13 protein-coding genes and 1 riboswitch are annotated in these 14,226 nt (G+C 62.3%); of the genes, 8 read left to right on the top strand and 5 right to left on the bottom strand.

Annotation, left to right across the window (positions count from 1 at the left end; translation table 11 throughout):
• Nucleotides 1-429: 429 nt before the first annotated feature.
• The 4 genes from AB5Y98_RS08490 (at nt 430) to aqpZ (ending at nt 3,654) form a co-directional block, all read left to right on the top strand.
• Complete coding sequence (locus AB5Y98_RS08490) at nt 430-816, top strand: hypothetical protein (protein WP_005298645.1); 387 nt, start codon at nt 430-432, stop codon at nt 814-816.
• A gap of 207 nt (nt 817-1,023) precedes the next feature.
• The gene (locus tag AB5Y98_RS08485; protein WP_368231729.1) at nt 1,024-1,932 is read left to right on the top strand and encodes a Gfo/Idh/MocA family protein; all 909 of its coding nucleotides are present in this window, start codon (nt 1,024-1,026) and stop codon (nt 1,930-1,932) included.
• 187 nt (nt 1,933-2,119) lie between these two features.
• Nucleotides 2,120-2,641: a crossover junction endodeoxyribonuclease RuvC gene (gene ruvC, locus AB5Y98_RS08480; RefSeq protein WP_258119696.1), complete on the top strand. Its 522-nt coding sequence runs from the start codon at nt 2,120-2,122 to the stop codon at nt 2,639-2,641.
• Between the two features lie 326 nt (nt 2,642-2,967).
• The gene (gene aqpZ, locus AB5Y98_RS08475; protein ID WP_025202032.1) at nt 2,968-3,654 is read left to right on the top strand and encodes an aquaporin Z; all 687 of its coding nucleotides are present in this window, start codon (nt 2,968-2,970) and stop codon (nt 3,652-3,654) included.
• Nucleotides 3,655-3,914: 260 nt separating this feature from the next.
• Here aqpZ and AB5Y98_RS08470 read toward each other — a convergent pair whose 3' ends face one another.
• The 3 genes from AB5Y98_RS08470 to AB5Y98_RS08460 all read right to left on the bottom strand — a co-directional run bounded on the left by AB5Y98_RS08470 (nt 3,915) and on the right by AB5Y98_RS08460 (nt 7,592).
• Nucleotides 3,915-4,664: a lytic transglycosylase domain-containing protein gene (locus AB5Y98_RS08470; protein WP_368231754.1), complete on the bottom strand. Its 750-nt coding sequence runs from the start codon at nt 4,662-4,664 to the stop codon at nt 3,915-3,917.
• A 172-nt stretch (nt 4,665-4,836) separates the two neighbouring features.
• Nucleotides 4,837-6,234: an alpha-amylase family protein gene (locus AB5Y98_RS08465; protein WP_368231727.1), complete on the bottom strand. Its 1,398-nt coding sequence runs from the start codon at nt 6,232-6,234 to the stop codon at nt 4,837-4,839.
• A gap of 194 nt (nt 6,235-6,428) precedes the next feature.
• A complete protein-coding gene (locus AB5Y98_RS08460; RefSeq protein ID WP_368231725.1) occupies nt 6,429-7,592 on the bottom strand; it encodes a M23 family metallopeptidase in 1,164 nt (387 codons plus the stop codon).
• Between the two features lie 428 nt (nt 7,593-8,020).
• Between AB5Y98_RS08460 and AB5Y98_RS08455 the strand changes: the two genes are divergently transcribed.
• Nucleotides 8,021-8,500, top strand: a complete 480-nt coding sequence (locus AB5Y98_RS08455; RefSeq protein ID WP_005298657.1) for a GNAT family N-acetyltransferase — start codon at nt 8,021-8,023, stop codon at nt 8,498-8,500.
• 4 nt (nt 8,501-8,504) lie between these two features.
• On the opposite strand, the gene AB5Y98_RS08450 is transcribed toward AB5Y98_RS08455, so the two are convergent.
• Nucleotides 8,505-9,047 (bottom strand): DUF1439 domain-containing protein, encoded by a 543-nt coding sequence (locus AB5Y98_RS08450; protein WP_368231724.1) that lies wholly within the window; start codon nt 9,045-9,047, stop codon nt 8,505-8,507.
• A gap of 96 nt (nt 9,048-9,143) precedes the next feature.
• On the opposite strand from AB5Y98_RS08450, the gene cls reads away from it, so the two are divergent.
• Both cls and AB5Y98_RS08440 read left to right on the top strand, forming a co-directional pair.
• A complete protein-coding gene (gene cls, locus AB5Y98_RS08445) occupies nt 9,144-10,625 on the top strand; it encodes a cardiolipin synthase (RefSeq protein ID WP_005298659.1) in 1,482 nt (493 codons plus the stop codon).
• Nucleotides 10,626-10,720: 95 nt separating this feature from the next.
• Nucleotides 10,721-11,983, top strand: coding sequence for a DUF945 family protein (locus AB5Y98_RS08440; RefSeq protein WP_368231723.1), 1,263 nt, complete (start codon nt 10,721-10,723; stop codon nt 11,981-11,983).
• A gap of 69 nt (nt 11,984-12,052) precedes the next feature.
• Here the strand turns inward: AB5Y98_RS08440 and purU are convergent, their stop codons facing one another.
• Nucleotides 12,053-12,889: a formyltetrahydrofolate deformylase gene (gene purU, locus AB5Y98_RS08435; RefSeq protein WP_017780649.1), complete on the bottom strand. Its 837-nt coding sequence runs from the start codon at nt 12,887-12,889 to the stop codon at nt 12,053-12,055.
• Nucleotides 12,890-13,088: 199 nt separating this feature from the next.
• Nucleotides 13,089-13,246: riboswitch (FMN riboswitch) on the top strand.
• 105 nt (nt 13,247-13,351) lie between these two features.
• Between purU and ribB the strand changes: the two genes are divergently transcribed.
• Nucleotides 13,352-14,005: a 3,4-dihydroxy-2-butanone-4-phosphate synthase gene (gene ribB, locus AB5Y98_RS08430; protein WP_005298666.1), complete on the top strand. Its 654-nt coding sequence runs from the start codon at nt 13,352-13,354 to the stop codon at nt 14,003-14,005.
• Nucleotides 14,006-14,226 lie beyond the last annotated feature (221 nt).

Raw genomic sequence — 14,226 nt, 5'->3', positions numbered from 1 at the left:
AGCGGTCAGCCGGGCCCCATGGGCCAGCCAGCCTATGTTCTGCTCTCGCTCTGGCTGGTGAAACATAAGGTGATCAATCAGTTACATAGGGCTGACCATAAGGCCGTCATCCCGGGCGTCGCTGAAGGCTGGGGGAGCCAGAGACACTCGCCCGAAGCCAGTGCCGCCGCCAGGTTTGCAGGGCAGAGAGAGGTGGCAAAAGGGCGGCCAGATGCCCTGAAATATCTGGTTACACTCTTCCCGCCCTGTTGATTGAATAGTGATTGAATAACGAAGGGCCGGGTGTGAAGATGCGCGCCACTCGCGACACGAGCCTGCTCGGCGAGAGATATCAAAAAAGCGACAGCGGTGATGGCGGCGGCGAGCGTCGCGGTCAACACCGCGGCAAAACCGGGCCGAGATGGCCCGCCATCTGTGAGTTCAGACCCCATGAAAAAACTGTTTCTGTTGTTGCCCGCGCTGGCGCTGACGGCCTGTGCCGGCAGCATGACCTCTGTTGACAAGACCAGCCCGCAAGGGCGCAAAGTGGTGGTGGGCCAATTCCCGCCCAAGCCGGAGAACTTGTGCACCCTCAAGCACAACGAAGAGCTCCCGATGAACCTGCTGGAGCGCTATAGCAGCGCAGGACTGCTCAACTCCTATCTGAACAACAACCAGGAGAGCGTCAAGGTGGCCGACGAGAAGCAGGCCAACTATGTCCACGTTTATATTCCCGCTCGTAAAATGCTGTTCGGGGTGATCGACCTTAACTACAACGACAAGCCGCGGGTCACCTACTACGACTGCCAGTCCCTCAAAGGGCTGTCACGGGGCTGATCCTCGCAGGCCGAATCGGCGTGTAATGCAAGCAACAGATGCAGAAACAGGGGCGACCGGCGGGTCGCCCCTGTTGCTTTTGGCGCCGCCGATGGAGGGGAGAGGAGGGGAGTGCTACTCTGTCCGCCAGTTTGCATTGACCGGTTGGCGCAGGCGCTCGCCAGCGCTGACTCTGCCCACGCGTGCCTGATAAAACAAGGAGTTGTCATGCGCATTGCCCTCGTAGGTCTTGGTGATATCGCCCAGAAAGCCTATCTGCCGCTGCTGGCCAGCGACGAGCGAGTCACCCCGCTGCTCTGTACCCGCAATTCGGCGGTATTGGATAAGCTGGCCCGCCAGTACCGAATTGCAGAGTGCTTCACCGAGCTGGGCGACTTGCTGGCAAGCCGCCCGGATGCGGTGATGATTCACGCCGCCACCGCGGTGCACCTTGAGCTGGCCGCCCAGTGCCTGCGTGCCGGCATCCCCACCTTTGTCGACAAGCCGCTGTGCGACACGTTTGCCGGGGTAGAGAGCCTGGCCAATCTGGCCCTGGCGCAGAACCGCCCGCTGTTTGTCGGCTTCAATCGCCGCTATCTGCCCGCCATGAGTGCAGCCCGAGGCCAGCTGCTCACCGAGCTCAACTGGCAAAAACACCGCCACGCCCTGCCGGGGACACCGCGCGCATTTCTGTTCGACGACTTTATCCATGTGCTCGACAGCCTCTGCTACTACGGCGGCACGCCTGATGGGGATCTGCATGCGGTGCTGCGGCGCTGTACCCGCCAACCCGAGTTGCTGGCCGGGGTGAGCGTGGCCTGGCAGAGCGGGCAGGTGGCGGTGAGCGGCAGCATGAATCGCAGCGCTGGCATTACCGAGGAGCGTATCGACGCCTATGGTGACAACCTCTCCCTGCATATCGAGAACTGCACCCGGGGCACCCTGGCCCGCGATAAAACCGTGCAGACCCTGGCCCCCGACGACTGGCAGTCGGTGCTGGCGAGCCGGGGCTTTGCCGCCATGCTGGCCCACTGGTATCAGCAGATTGAGGCGGGGCGGGCCGACGGGGCGCTGATAGAGAGCTACCTGCACAGCCACCGGCTGGCAGAGCAACTGGTGGCCCTGGCGGGGGAGTGAGGGTGAGCGCCGCGCCGGTTTGCTCGGGCCATGGACAGGAGGGGCGGGCGAAAAAATTGCCGGACCACTGTATGAGATGGCGCATCCCTGCGCAGTCGGCAGGGAAGGGCACCTGCCGGGCGAGCCAAGCGCTGGCTTGTTTGCTATCTTGGCGAGCAGAAACGGCCTTCAGAGCAGCAGCGAGTCTATGAGCATTATTTTGGGGATAGATCCGGGTTCACGCATCACCGGTTACGGGGTCATTCGCATCGTGGCGGGCAAGGCGGAGTACCTGGGCTCGGGCTGCATCCGCACCGACCTGGGAGAACTACCATCGCGCCTCAAGCAGGTCTATGACGGAGTGAGCGAGATCATCGCCCAGTTCAAGCCGGACGAGTTCGCCATCGAGCGGGTCTTTATGGCCCGTAATGCCGATTCCGCTTTGAAGCTGGGTCAGGCTCGCGGCAGCGCCATCGTGGCGGCGGTCAATGCCCTGTTGCCGGTGAGCGAATACTCGGCCACCCAGATCAAGCAGGCGGTGGTGGGCACCGGCGGCGCCGCCAAGGAGCAGGTGCAGCACATGGTGACTCACCTGCTCAAGCTCTCGGCCACCCCGCAGGCGGATGCGGCGGATGCCCTTGGGGTGGCGCTCTGCCACTTCCATACCCGCCAGATCCTGATCAAGATGGCCGGACGCAGCACGGGAGCGGTGCGCGGTCGCTACCGCTGAGCCGCGCATACCGCCGTGATAGCGGCACTGTCGGGCAACCGGCCATGCACCGGCGGGTTGCCTCTTCTGGCAGCGGCGACTGTCGGTAGAAGCCTCAAAAGGGTCACTTTCTGTCGCACCTCCTCTCCACCGAGAAGGGCTGTCTGACCGGTCGCTAACGACAATCCTCTCAGTTAATCAACGGCTTGTGATGTATGTCACATTTTATGGCCGTGCTCCCCTCCCTTCGCATGCCCGATCCTGACTCTCATAATATGCGCCGGCCGCGTGGTGCGGCCCGGTGAGCCCTGGGCTCCCGCTTCATCCATCATTGGGAGAATCGAGAAGTGAAACCTTTTGCAGCTGAATTCATGGGCACCTTCTGGCTGGTGCTGGGGGGCTGCGGCAGCGCCGTGCTGGCCGCCGCCTTTCCGAACGTCGGCATCGGCCTGCTCGGCGTGGCGCTGGCCTTCGGTCTGACCGTGCTGACCATGGCTTACGCCATCGGCCATATCTCGGGCTGTCACCTGAACCCGGCCGTGACCATCGGGCTCTGGGCCGGCGGTCGTTTTCCGGCCTCCGGCGTGCTGCCCTACATGGTCGCTCAGGTGCTGGGCGGGATTGCCGCCGCGGCTGTGCTCTATGTGATTGCCAGCGGTCAGGCCGGTTTCGATCTGGCGGCGGGCTTTGCCTCCAACGGCTATGGCGAGCACTCTCCGGGTGGCTACAGCATGCTGGCGGCGCTGGTGTGCGAAGTGGTGATGACAGCTTTCTTCCTGTTCGTCATCATGGGCGCCACCGACAGCCGGGCCCCGGCCGGCTTTGCCCCCATCGCCATCGGCCTGTGCCTGACCCTCATTCACCTCATCAGCATTCCGGTGACCAATACCTCGGTCAACCCGGCGCGTAGCACGGGCGTGGCCTTCTTCGTGGGGGACTGGGCACTGAGCCAGCTATGGCTGTTCTGGGTTGCGCCCATCGTCGGTGCCATTCTGGGTGCATTGGCCTATCGCGCGATCGCGACCAAAGCCTGATCCGTCAGGGCAACAAAGTGTGGTATCGACACGCCCCCGGGCGTGTTTTTTCGTTTCTGGCGGGTACGAAAACGGGCCGCAAGGGCCCGCAAAGTTGCTTGGTCGTCGGCAAGAGGGGAGGGGCTACAACCCCTTGGCGCTCAGCATGTCTTTGTAGCGCTGGCGCAGCAGTTGCACCCGCTCCACACATAGGCATAGGTGCGGGTTTCGGCCATGCCATATGGGAGGGAGTGCCACCTTGTTTGTGACTTGCCAAGGGCTTACAACCCCTTGGCACTCAGCATGTCCTTGTAGCGCTGGCGCAACAGCTGCACCCGCTCTACATAGGCGCGGGTTTCTGCGTAAGGGGGTATGCCCCCATGTTTTTGCACCGCACCGGCACCGGCGTTGTAGGCCGCGGTGGCCAGCGCTACGTTGCCACCATACTGCTTGAGCAGCCCCGCCAGATATTTCACCCCGCCGAAGATATTCTGCTCCGCCAGCATGGCATTGCCCACCCCCAGCTCCCGCGCCGTGGCGGGCATCAGCTGGGTCAGTCCCATGGCCCCCTTGCGGGACACGGCGAGGGGGTTGAAGGCGGATTCGGCGTGGATCAGCGCCCGGATGAGGGCCGGCTCCACCTGATAGGCCTTGGCCGCCGCCTGGATGGTGCTGGCGTAGTCATAGAGAAACAGGCCGGTGGTGTGCCAGTTGACCTTGGAGTCGGGGTCGCAGGCGTAGCAGTCGTTGAACAGCAGCAGCTCGTAGCGGCCCTGATCCGGCATCACGTCCGAGTAGCGCACCACGCCGTTTTTCTGCACCGACTTGTAGACCTGGATCTGGCGGGTACCGGGCGGCAGCGGTGGGCTGGCCGGCTCGGGGGGCGGCAGCACCCCCGGGGTGGGCATGGTGACGGGGGGCGTCGCGGGGGGCGGTGCCGGCGGCTCGGTGGTGAGGATCACCACCTCGGCCGGGGCGGGTGTCTGACTCCAGCCGGGCGGGGAGAACAGCGGGATCAATCCCATCAACATCCATGCTTTCAACGGCTTGCTCCTTCAGCCTCGTTAGCCTTGTTGAGTAAAGCATCACGGCGCGGGCAGAACAAGCCCGCCCTGACCGACCCGTGCACCCGGCCGAGAAAATAGCGGCGGCAGACCAAATAAAAAGGCCGCCCAGTGGCGGCCTCGCACGGTAGTTGCCGGTTTACTCCTGCAGCCAGAGGCGGGCGCTGCGGGCGGGAATGGCGACCCGCACCCACTGGCTCTGCACGTTGACCACGGCGCTCTGGTCGAGCACGTCCCGGTAGTTGCGATACCAGTTCATCTCGAACTTGGCGGTATCGAGCCAGTACTCCTGCTCGTAGTCGCACTTGTTGATACCGACCAGCCCCTGCTTGCCGCGCTTGAACAGCACGAAGCAGTCGCCGCTGCCGACCAGCTGCATGGGTTGGCCCTGCACCGCGTTGTGGAAGCGGATCATCCCCTTGATGTCACTGCGCAGGTAATAGTCCTGCCAGCGCAGCCCGTCCTTGGCCTGGGTCTCGCCGTGATCCGAATAGACCAGCGGCGAGCCGCCGTCGCGACCAAGCAGGTAGGCGTAGGCCAGCTTCTCGTCGGTCGGGTTCAGGATCTGGTAGCGAAAGCCATCGTTGGTGGGAATGTCGTGGGTGATGGCGAAGGTGACCGCCCGGCTGCCCGGCAGGGCCTGGCCGTAGGCACCGGGATCCGCCAGCAGGTTCATGCTGCCACCATAGCCGAGCGCCCCGCGCAGGGAGGCGAACAGCGGGAAGTCATAGGCACCCTGGCCGCTGCTGTCGAGGTAGGGCTTGAGGAAGCGCTCGTAGTCGTTGCTGCCGGCGCCGCCGGTGGTGATCACCTCGCCGAACACGTGCATCCCCTGCTTTATCTCCGGGGTGAACACGGCATTGATCTGGTAATCGCTCATGTGCTTGACCGCATCGACCCGAAAGCCCTTGATCCCCATCCCCTTGAGCGCCTTGAGGTAGGCCTGCTGCTGGCTTACCACCCAGTTGTTGGGGTCGAGATCCGGCAGCCCCTTGTCGCCGGCGCCGCCGCACAGCCGCCAGAACTGCACGTTACCCGGATCGTTCCAGTCGCTGATGCACCCTTCCGGATGGAAGTCCTGGCCGGCCAGGAAGTTCTGGCCCAGATCGCCAAACAGCTTCTGCCGCTCGAAGTAGCCGGGGTTGGCGGCATAGCTTTGCAGCAGTTCGCTGCCGGGGTAGTTGAGATCGCTGCGCTTCCAGCTTTCGTTGGCCATGTGGTTGAGCACCACGTCCGCGTAGACGGCGATGCCCCGCGCCTGCATGGCGGCGATCAGCTGCTCGAGATCCTGCTTGTTGCCAAGGGGAGTATCGATGAGGCGCAGATCCTGGGGTTGGTAGCGTGCCCACCACTCGTTGCCCGATGACTTGAGGGGCGGCGAGATGAGCACCTGTTTGTAGCCGGCAGCCTTGATGAGATCGGCCTTGGCGGTGACTTCACTGTATTTCCAGTTGAAGGCGTGCAGTATGACGTCGGCGTGTGCCAAAGGAGCGATCAGCATACCTGTGATCGCCCAGATTCCCGCTGTGTGTTTCATTATTGTCAGTCCTTTTATTGGGTGCCCTGATGGGCACCCAGAGCCTCACACCAGCTTGGCTGGCCGGCAATCGCCTGACGGTGATTTTGTGAGCACTTTCAAAGCGGACTGTGCGGATCTGTGACGGCTTGCAAAAAACCGCATAGATCCCATCATTACTGATTTTTCAATCACTTAGCGGGCTGTATTGCAACTCAGTCGACCCCGTTGTTGTAGAGCGGCTGCCAGGCACAGTAGCGCTGGCCATTGCGCTGGTTGTAGAGCCAGAAGCGGTTGCAGTTGTCGTCGTAGTTGCTGGCGCCGACGTTGACGGCATAGCTGCTCAGCTTCTGTCCCTGCAGGGACTGGAACACCCCGTTGTAGAGCAGGGAGAAGTGCAGGTGCGGGCCGGTGGAGGAGCCGCCCTCGCACAGCGCCTCGTTGCGGTTGCTGGCATAGGTGCCGATGGGGGTGTCGGCGGCCACGTAGTCACCGCTGCGCACCGAGACCCCGCTCATGTGGTAGTAGTTGGTGGCCCAGCCATTGGGGGCGGTGACTCGCACCTGGCAGCGGGAGAAGACGGTGACGGTGCCGCTGTTGGCGGCGGTGACCGTGTAGGTGGCACCGCCCCAGCCCGGCCAGTCGTAGGAGACGTCGATGGATGAGTAGGGATAGCCGGAGCCGGTATGGGAGTGGGCGCCGTTGGCCTTCCAGCTGTAGCCCTGGCGCCAGGGCAGCTGGAACTGGCCGCCAGCCAGCGGTGCCGCGGGCGCAGCCGCGCCGCCCCCGGGGGAGGTCATGGCATCCTGGCCGAACAGGGTCCGCCACTGCTCACCGAGCTGCTGCTGCACTGGCGCGCTCAGCAGGCTGGCGAGGGCGGCCTGGTGCGCTGCTTGCGGCGCCAGGGCGGGGGTGCGGCGCGGGGTGAGCTGCAGCTGGGCGCGGGCCTGGTAGAAGCGCTCGGAGAGCTGGCGCGCCATCAGCTCCAGCTGGTTGTCAAAGCCCCTGGCTTTCACCAGCTTGGCGAATGGCGCCGTCATGGCTTGATCGGAGGGGGCCGAGATGAGCTGGCTGCTCGTCTCCATCAGGGCCAGCAGCAGCTGGGGGTTGAGGCTGGTGATGCCGCTCCAGTGCAGGATCACCTCCTCCTTGGGTAGCAGGTGAGGCGCCTGTTGCAGCAGGAAATCGTGCAGATCGAACGCCATGGCCGCCTCGCCGAACACGAAGTGGGCCTCATCCAGGGGGAGTGCCGGGGCTTGGCCGGCGGCAAGCTGCTGCGCCGTGAAGTGATAGGGGGCAAGCGGGACATGGATGTCGCCGGCCCAGCCGGCGGCGGGCAGCAGGGCCAGCAGCAACAGGGAGGGGATCGGTCTGGACATGATAGCTCCTTGGCAAAGTGGTGAGGTGTCGGTGTGGGGATGACCCCACGCAGGCAACAACAGCGCGATGCTATGCCAAGGTTTCACCATAGGGTGAAATGGGGAAGTTGCTATTCGAATGGAGCTTTTTATCCGGGGCGCTGACGAGAGTGACTTGTTAATAAATGTTTACATGTTCTGTTTGTAGAGCCAAATCAGTGAGTTGCGGGCCAAGAAATGGCGAGCTGCCGTAAAGGGCCAGGAGAAGGGACAAACAGTGTCTGCCTCTGGTTTGCCGTGCTAGGATTGCGGTTTGCCGCCGCGCCGGCAGCATGTTAAAAAGTATGCAACTTGATGTGGTTATTGGCTTTTTTGTTACTAAAAGCCGTGATATCTTCATGCTGGTCGGATCTCTTCGACCAACAACTTCTGTGCGAGGATCTGGCCGGATGGCCAGGGATGAAACGAGTGTGATAGGCAAACGGGCGATGGAACTCACGTTCGAAGAGTACTGCGATGCGGATCTCTCCCTGATCAGGGACTACTACGAAACCACTTTCTCCCACTACGTGCCGGATCTGGCCGAGCGGATCTTCGTGGTACGCGACGCCCACTGGCTGGTGGGGGCCGTGCGCCTGCGCGACGAACAGGATTACTATCACCTCTGCGGCTTTCGCCTGCTGCCCCACTACCAGTCGCTGGGGTTGGGGTCTCGCCTGTTGCAACACGCTTGCAGCGATCTGCTGGACAAGCCGGTGATCTGCCAGGCCTTGCCGTTCGAAAAGCCCTTCTACCTCAAGGCCGGCTTCGCCGACCTGCCCCTGCACGAGCTGGAGGGGCCGCTCTTCTCCCTTTATGACCAGCAGCGCGAACAGGGTTACCAGATCGAGCTGCTGGTGCGCCAGGCCAAGGCCCCGGTCTACAACTGAACCGTCACTGGGGCTTGGTCAGCAGGTGGATCTTGCCCGGTGACAGCTCCAGCCCCAGCAGATTCTCCTTCAGCCAGGCCTGATTCGGATCCTTGGCATCGAGCCGGTAGACCGGTTGGGTCTCCAGCCGCTTCTCCATGCTCTGCAGCAGCATGCCGAGCATGAAGCCGAACTTCTGTTGCGCCGCCTCAGGCTCCAGCTTGTATTCAATCAACTTCATGTTGTCGAGGAACAGGGCGCTCTGTGCCTTGTCGTAGCGTGGCCTCGCCTCGTAGGCCATGTTCAGCCGGGCGTCGTATTCGGTGTTGTCCGGCAGGGCGATCTTGAGCTTGCCCTTGCCGTAGACCCGGGCGGTGTCCGGGCTCTGACGTCCGATCTGCACGTCGCTCTGCTCGAGCTGCACATGGGCCTTGATGATGCCGGGCAGCTCCAGCTGTTTGTTCACTTGCACCTGGGATTGCAGGTACTGGTTTATCTGTTGCTCATTGATGTCATATGAGCCTTGACCTAGCATGGTCAGACTGAGCAGCATAGATGACAGGATCATGCTAACGACCTGATTGAATGGGTGTGTCTTACAGCATACCATCCTGCTTTCGTGGGATCTGCCCACCGCTTTCACCCCTGTGTAAAAGGAGTTCTCGTGATCAACGGTCTGGAGCACGACATCCAACTGCTGTTTTCCCAGTTCCTGGGCTGGTTGCTGCTGCTGTTTCACACCGTGATCGTGGCGGGGGTCTCATTGCGGGTGGTGATGAAGCGACGCCCCATCGGGGTCTCGCTCGCCTGGCTCGCCCTCATCTATGCCATCCCGTTTGCCGGGGTCGGCTTCTACGTGCTGTTTGGCGAAATTCGCCTCGGCCGGCGGCGCGCCGAGCGGGCCCAGGCCATGTACCGCCCTTACGCCATCTGGATCCGCCAGCTGGCCCGGCTCTTCCCCCAGCACTGCTGCGAGGTGGGGGAGAAGGCCCAGCCGCTGCACGATCTGATCCAGGGACGGCTGGCCATGCCCATGCTCTCCGGCAACCGGATGACGCTGCTCAGCAAGCCGGAAGCCATCCTGCGCGAGATAGTGCGCGACATCCGCCAATCTTCCCAGTCCTGCTACCTGGAGTTCTACATCTGGCACCCGGGCGGCGACACCGACGAGGTGTGTGAAGCCTTGATGGAAGTGGCGGCGCGCGGCGTGGATTGTCGCTTGCTGCTCGATTCCATGGGCAGCAAGACCTTCTTCCGCTCGCCCTGGCCGAAGAAGCTGCGCAAGGCGGGGGTCAAGCTGGTGGAGGTGCTGCCGGTCGGGGCCTGGCGCATCCCGTTCCAGCGCCAGGATTTGCGTATGCACCGCAAGCTGGTGGTGATCGATGACAGGGTCGGTTACACCGGCTCCATGAACATGGTGGATCCCCGCTTCTTCAAGCAGAACGCCGGGGTCGGCCAGTGGGTCGACATCATGATCCGGGTACAGGGCCCCATGGTGCCGCTGATGTGGTCCATCTTCGTCTGGGACTGGGAGATGGAGACCGGCGAGCGGCTGCTCGACAGCCTGCAGCACGAGCCGGAGGCCTGGCCCCAGAGCAACTACCGGGCCCAGCTCATCCCGTCCGGCCCCTTCGTCGGCGGCGACTGCATCCAGCAGAGCCTGCTGCTGGCCATCTACCAGGCCCGCCACCATCTGGTGCTGACCACCCCCTACTTCGTACCGGACGATCCGCTGGCGGCGGCGCTCTCCTCGGCGGCGGCCCGCGGTGTGCAGGTGCAGCTGGTGCTGCCGGCGCGCAACGACTCCATCATGGCCAATTACGCCTGCAATGCCTTCATGGAAGAGCTGCTGGAGGCGGGGGTGGAGATCTACCGCTACGACGCCGGCCTGCTGCACACCAAGAGCGTGCTGGTGGATGACGACTTCGCCCTGGTGGGGACGGTCAACCTGGATCGGCGCAGCCTCTGGCTCAACTTCGAGGTGACCCTGCTCATCGACAACCCGGTGTTCGTCGCCGAGATGACCCAGCTGGTGCAGGGCTACATGGTAGAGGCGACGCCCATGTCGCTGGCCAAGTGGCGGGCACGCCCCTGGTACAAGAAGGCAATGGAGAACATGTTCTATCTGTTCAGCCCCTTGTTGTGACATCACTTAATTGTGGTCGGCGCCGAATTGCGCTTGCCTCCCCCCGAACTTGCCCCGTAGAGTGCGGCAATCACTCCCTGGAGAACGGAATAAAGATGAAGAAGCGAGTAGCGCTGGCCGTCACGGCGGCCTTGGTGGTGGGTGGGCTGGGTGCCTGCTGGTACACGGGCAATGCGTTTGACCGCATCATGGCCGAGCAGATCGCCAAGGTGAAGCAGGAGAGCGGCATCGATCTGAGCTGGCAGCCGGGTTCGAGCAACCTGTTCACCCGCGACGGCGTACTGAAGATGGTGATCACCCCGCAGACCCTGGCCAGCCTGGATGGTCAGCTGGAGGGGAGCGAGCCGGTCGAGGTGCAGTTCATCGTCGACAGCCGCATCCTGCCGCTCTACATCAAGAGCAACATGCTGCTCGACACCAGGCAAGGTTCGCTGGCGCCCGTGTTCGGCGCCTTCAAGATGGAGCAGTGGCAGTTTGGTATCGAGTCGGTCAGCAGCCTGTGGACCTCCAGCAACAGCAGCCGCTTCTGGGCCAACGAGTTCAAGGTCAAGCAGGGGCTGGACGAGTTCAGCTTCCTGCCGATGAAGGGTGACTATCACGGTGATCTGGAAGGCAATGGCCACCTCACCTTCCACTGGCAGGGCATGACCCTGCACGAAGAGCAGAACAAGATGGACATGGTGCTGGCCGAGCTCAAGGGCAGTGCCGACATGGCCGAGATCCGCGGCATCTGGCTCTCTCCCCGTAGCGACATGACCCTCTCCGCGCTGTCGGTACAGCTGCCGGACAACGTCAAGTTCTCCCTGCAGGGGCTGACCTCCGAGACCCAGCTGGCTGGGGATGATGCCCAGACCCTCTCCAGCAGCTACCAGATGAAGGTGGATACCCTCAATCTGGAGAACGAGGCCGACAACCTTGCGCTGACCCAGAGCAAGCTGGCCCTCAATCTGAAGGGGCTGGATCTGGAAGGCTATCAGGCGCTGCAGGCCTCCAGCGGCCAGGGCGTGGAAGAGGAAGCGATCCAGCAGGCGCTGGACAAGATGCTCAAGCGTGGCGCCACGCTGGAGCTGGTGGACTTGAGCTCCCATCTCAACGGCGAGCCGGTGGCCATGAAGGGCGACATCAAGCTGGCAAGCACCTCGCTCGAGCAGCTGTTCAGCAGCGAAGAGGGGATGCACGCCCTCTCCGGTCTGCTGCACGCCAACCTGAGCGGCAAGCTGGGCAAGGCGGTGCCGCAACTGGCACCCATGCTGGACCAGTTCGCGGCCATGGGGTATCTCAAGGCGGACAAGGAGCAGCTGACGGCCGAGATCAAGCTCGACAAGGGCGCCATGACCATCAACGATCTGCCGCTCTGATTTACGTCGCGTCAGTGCACATGGAACAAAGGCTCCCGCGGGAGCCTTTGTCGTTTTCAGTGGCCGGAATTACTTGAACACCACCGTCTTGTTGCCGTAGACGAACACCCGTTCGTTCAGCACCAGCTCCAGCGCCCGGCTCAGCACGGACTTCTCCACGTCGCGGCCGGCCTTGGCCATGTCGTCGGCACTGAAGGTGTGATCGACGTGGATCACGTCCTGCTCGACGATGGGGCCCTCATCCAGATCGTCGGTGACGAAGTGGGCGGTGGCGCCGATCAGCTTGACGCCGCGATCGAAGGCCTGGCGATAGGGGCGGGCACCGATGAAGGCGGGCAGGAAGGAGTGGTGGATGTTGATGATCTTGCGCGGATAGGCCTCGACGAAACTCGGGGTCAGCACCCGCATGTACTTGGCCAGCACCACGTAGTCGGGCTGGTAGCCGTCGATGATGGCGCGCACCTGCTCTTCATGCTCGGTGCGGCTCAGATCCTCGTGACTGACGGTGTGGAACGGAATGTCGAACTTGCCGGTCAGCTCGGCGAGGGTGTCGTAGTTGCCGATCACCGCCACTATGTCCATGTCCAGCGCACCGGCGTAGTTCTTCATCAGGATGTCGCCGAGGCAGTGGGTCTCCTTGGTCACCAGGATGACGATGCGCTTCTTGCCGGCCTTGACCAGGCGGCGCTGGGCACCGGTGGGCAGGGCATCATCGAGGTCGGCCAGCAGGGTCTCGTCGTTGAAGCGCCCTTCCAGCTCGGTGCGCATGAAGAAGCGGCCGTTTTCGTGATCCACGAACTCGTCGTTCTTGTTGATGTTGAGCTGATGCTTGTAGCAGATGTTGGTGATCTTGGCGATGAGGCCCTTGGCGTCCGGGCAGTCCGTCAGCAGTATTTTCTTTTCCATCTCTGTCATGATTCCGTTGGTGTTGTTGGCGCCTGAGTCTGCGCAGGCCGCGCGTTTTTTCTGGCACTATGCCACAAACAAAATCAGAAAGGACAGCGCGCCGTGCATCCGGGCGATCCGTGCCCCGGAGCAGGCATGCTATTCATCCTTGATGGGTTTTGTGCTGGTATCCGGCGCCGTTTTTCTTTAGGCTGTCTGCGCTTATTCTCAGGGCGGGGTGAAATTCCCCACCGGCGGTATCCCGATATGACTCGGGGAGCCCGCGAGCGCCCGACCCGGTTTTCAGCCGGGACGGGGTCAGCAGATCCGGTGAGATGCCGGAGCCGACGGTCACAGTCCGGATGAAAGAGGATAAGACAGACTATTGCAGGCAAGCCCCCCGCGGGCCGGCCGCCGCATGCCTATCTCTGTCTGCCTTTCCATGCCCTGATTCTGGTCCTTGTCTTGTTTAGGAGTCTTACCATGAATCAGTCTCTTCTCAGTGAATTTGGTGATCCCATTGCCCGTGTCGAAGCGGCGCTGGCAGCTCTGCGTGCCGGTCGCGGCGTGCTGGTGGCTGACGATGAAGATCGGGAGAACGAAGGGGATCTCATCTTCGCCGCCGAGTCCATGACCAATGAACAGATGGCCATGATGATCCGCGAGTGCTCCGGCATCGTCTGCCTCTGCCTGACCGACGAGCGAGTACGCCAGCTCGAACTGCCGATGATGGTGGAGGCCAACTCCAGCCACTATCAGACCGCCTTCACCGTGACCATCGAAGCGGCGCAGGGGGTGACCACCGGCGTCTCGGCGGCCGATCGCATCACCACCATCCGGGCAGCCATCGCCGACGGTGCCAGACCCTCCGACCTGCACCGCCCGGGCCACGTCTTCCCGCTGCGGGCCCGCACTGGCGGGGTGTTGACCCGCCGCGGCCACACCGAAGCCACGGTCGATCTGATGCAGCTCGCCGGGCTCAAACCGTTCGGTGTGTTGTGCGAATTGACCAAGGAAGATGGCTCCATGGCCCGCTTGCCGGATCTGGTGGCATTTGGCCGCCGCCATGACATGCCGGTGCTGACCATCGAGGATCTGGTGCAGTATCGTCAGTTGCTGTCAGAACGTTCAGCCTGAGCCTCATACGAAATTGTAATAAGCACAAAATTTGGTTACGCTTTGTGCGAACCTCATCCAGTGACCCTTATTTTTGACTGAACTTTGCACAAAAAGTGTACGTTTAAAAAAAAATGAGGGTTTTAATGCATTTATCTGTGATGGGGCCTATCCAAACTATGATTTTTTTGTGCCATAATCACGCCGCTTGCTAAACGTCTGGCGAGTTAAAGGGAGCTTTT

The organism is Aeromonas sp. s3 (assembly GCF_040907805.1).
Classification (GTDB): Bacteria; Pseudomonadota; Gammaproteobacteria; order Enterobacterales; family Aeromonadaceae; genus Aeromonas; species Aeromonas dhakensis.
Note: the sequence above shows the minus strand (reverse complement) of the source record. Positions and strands in the feature narration are given on the sequence as shown.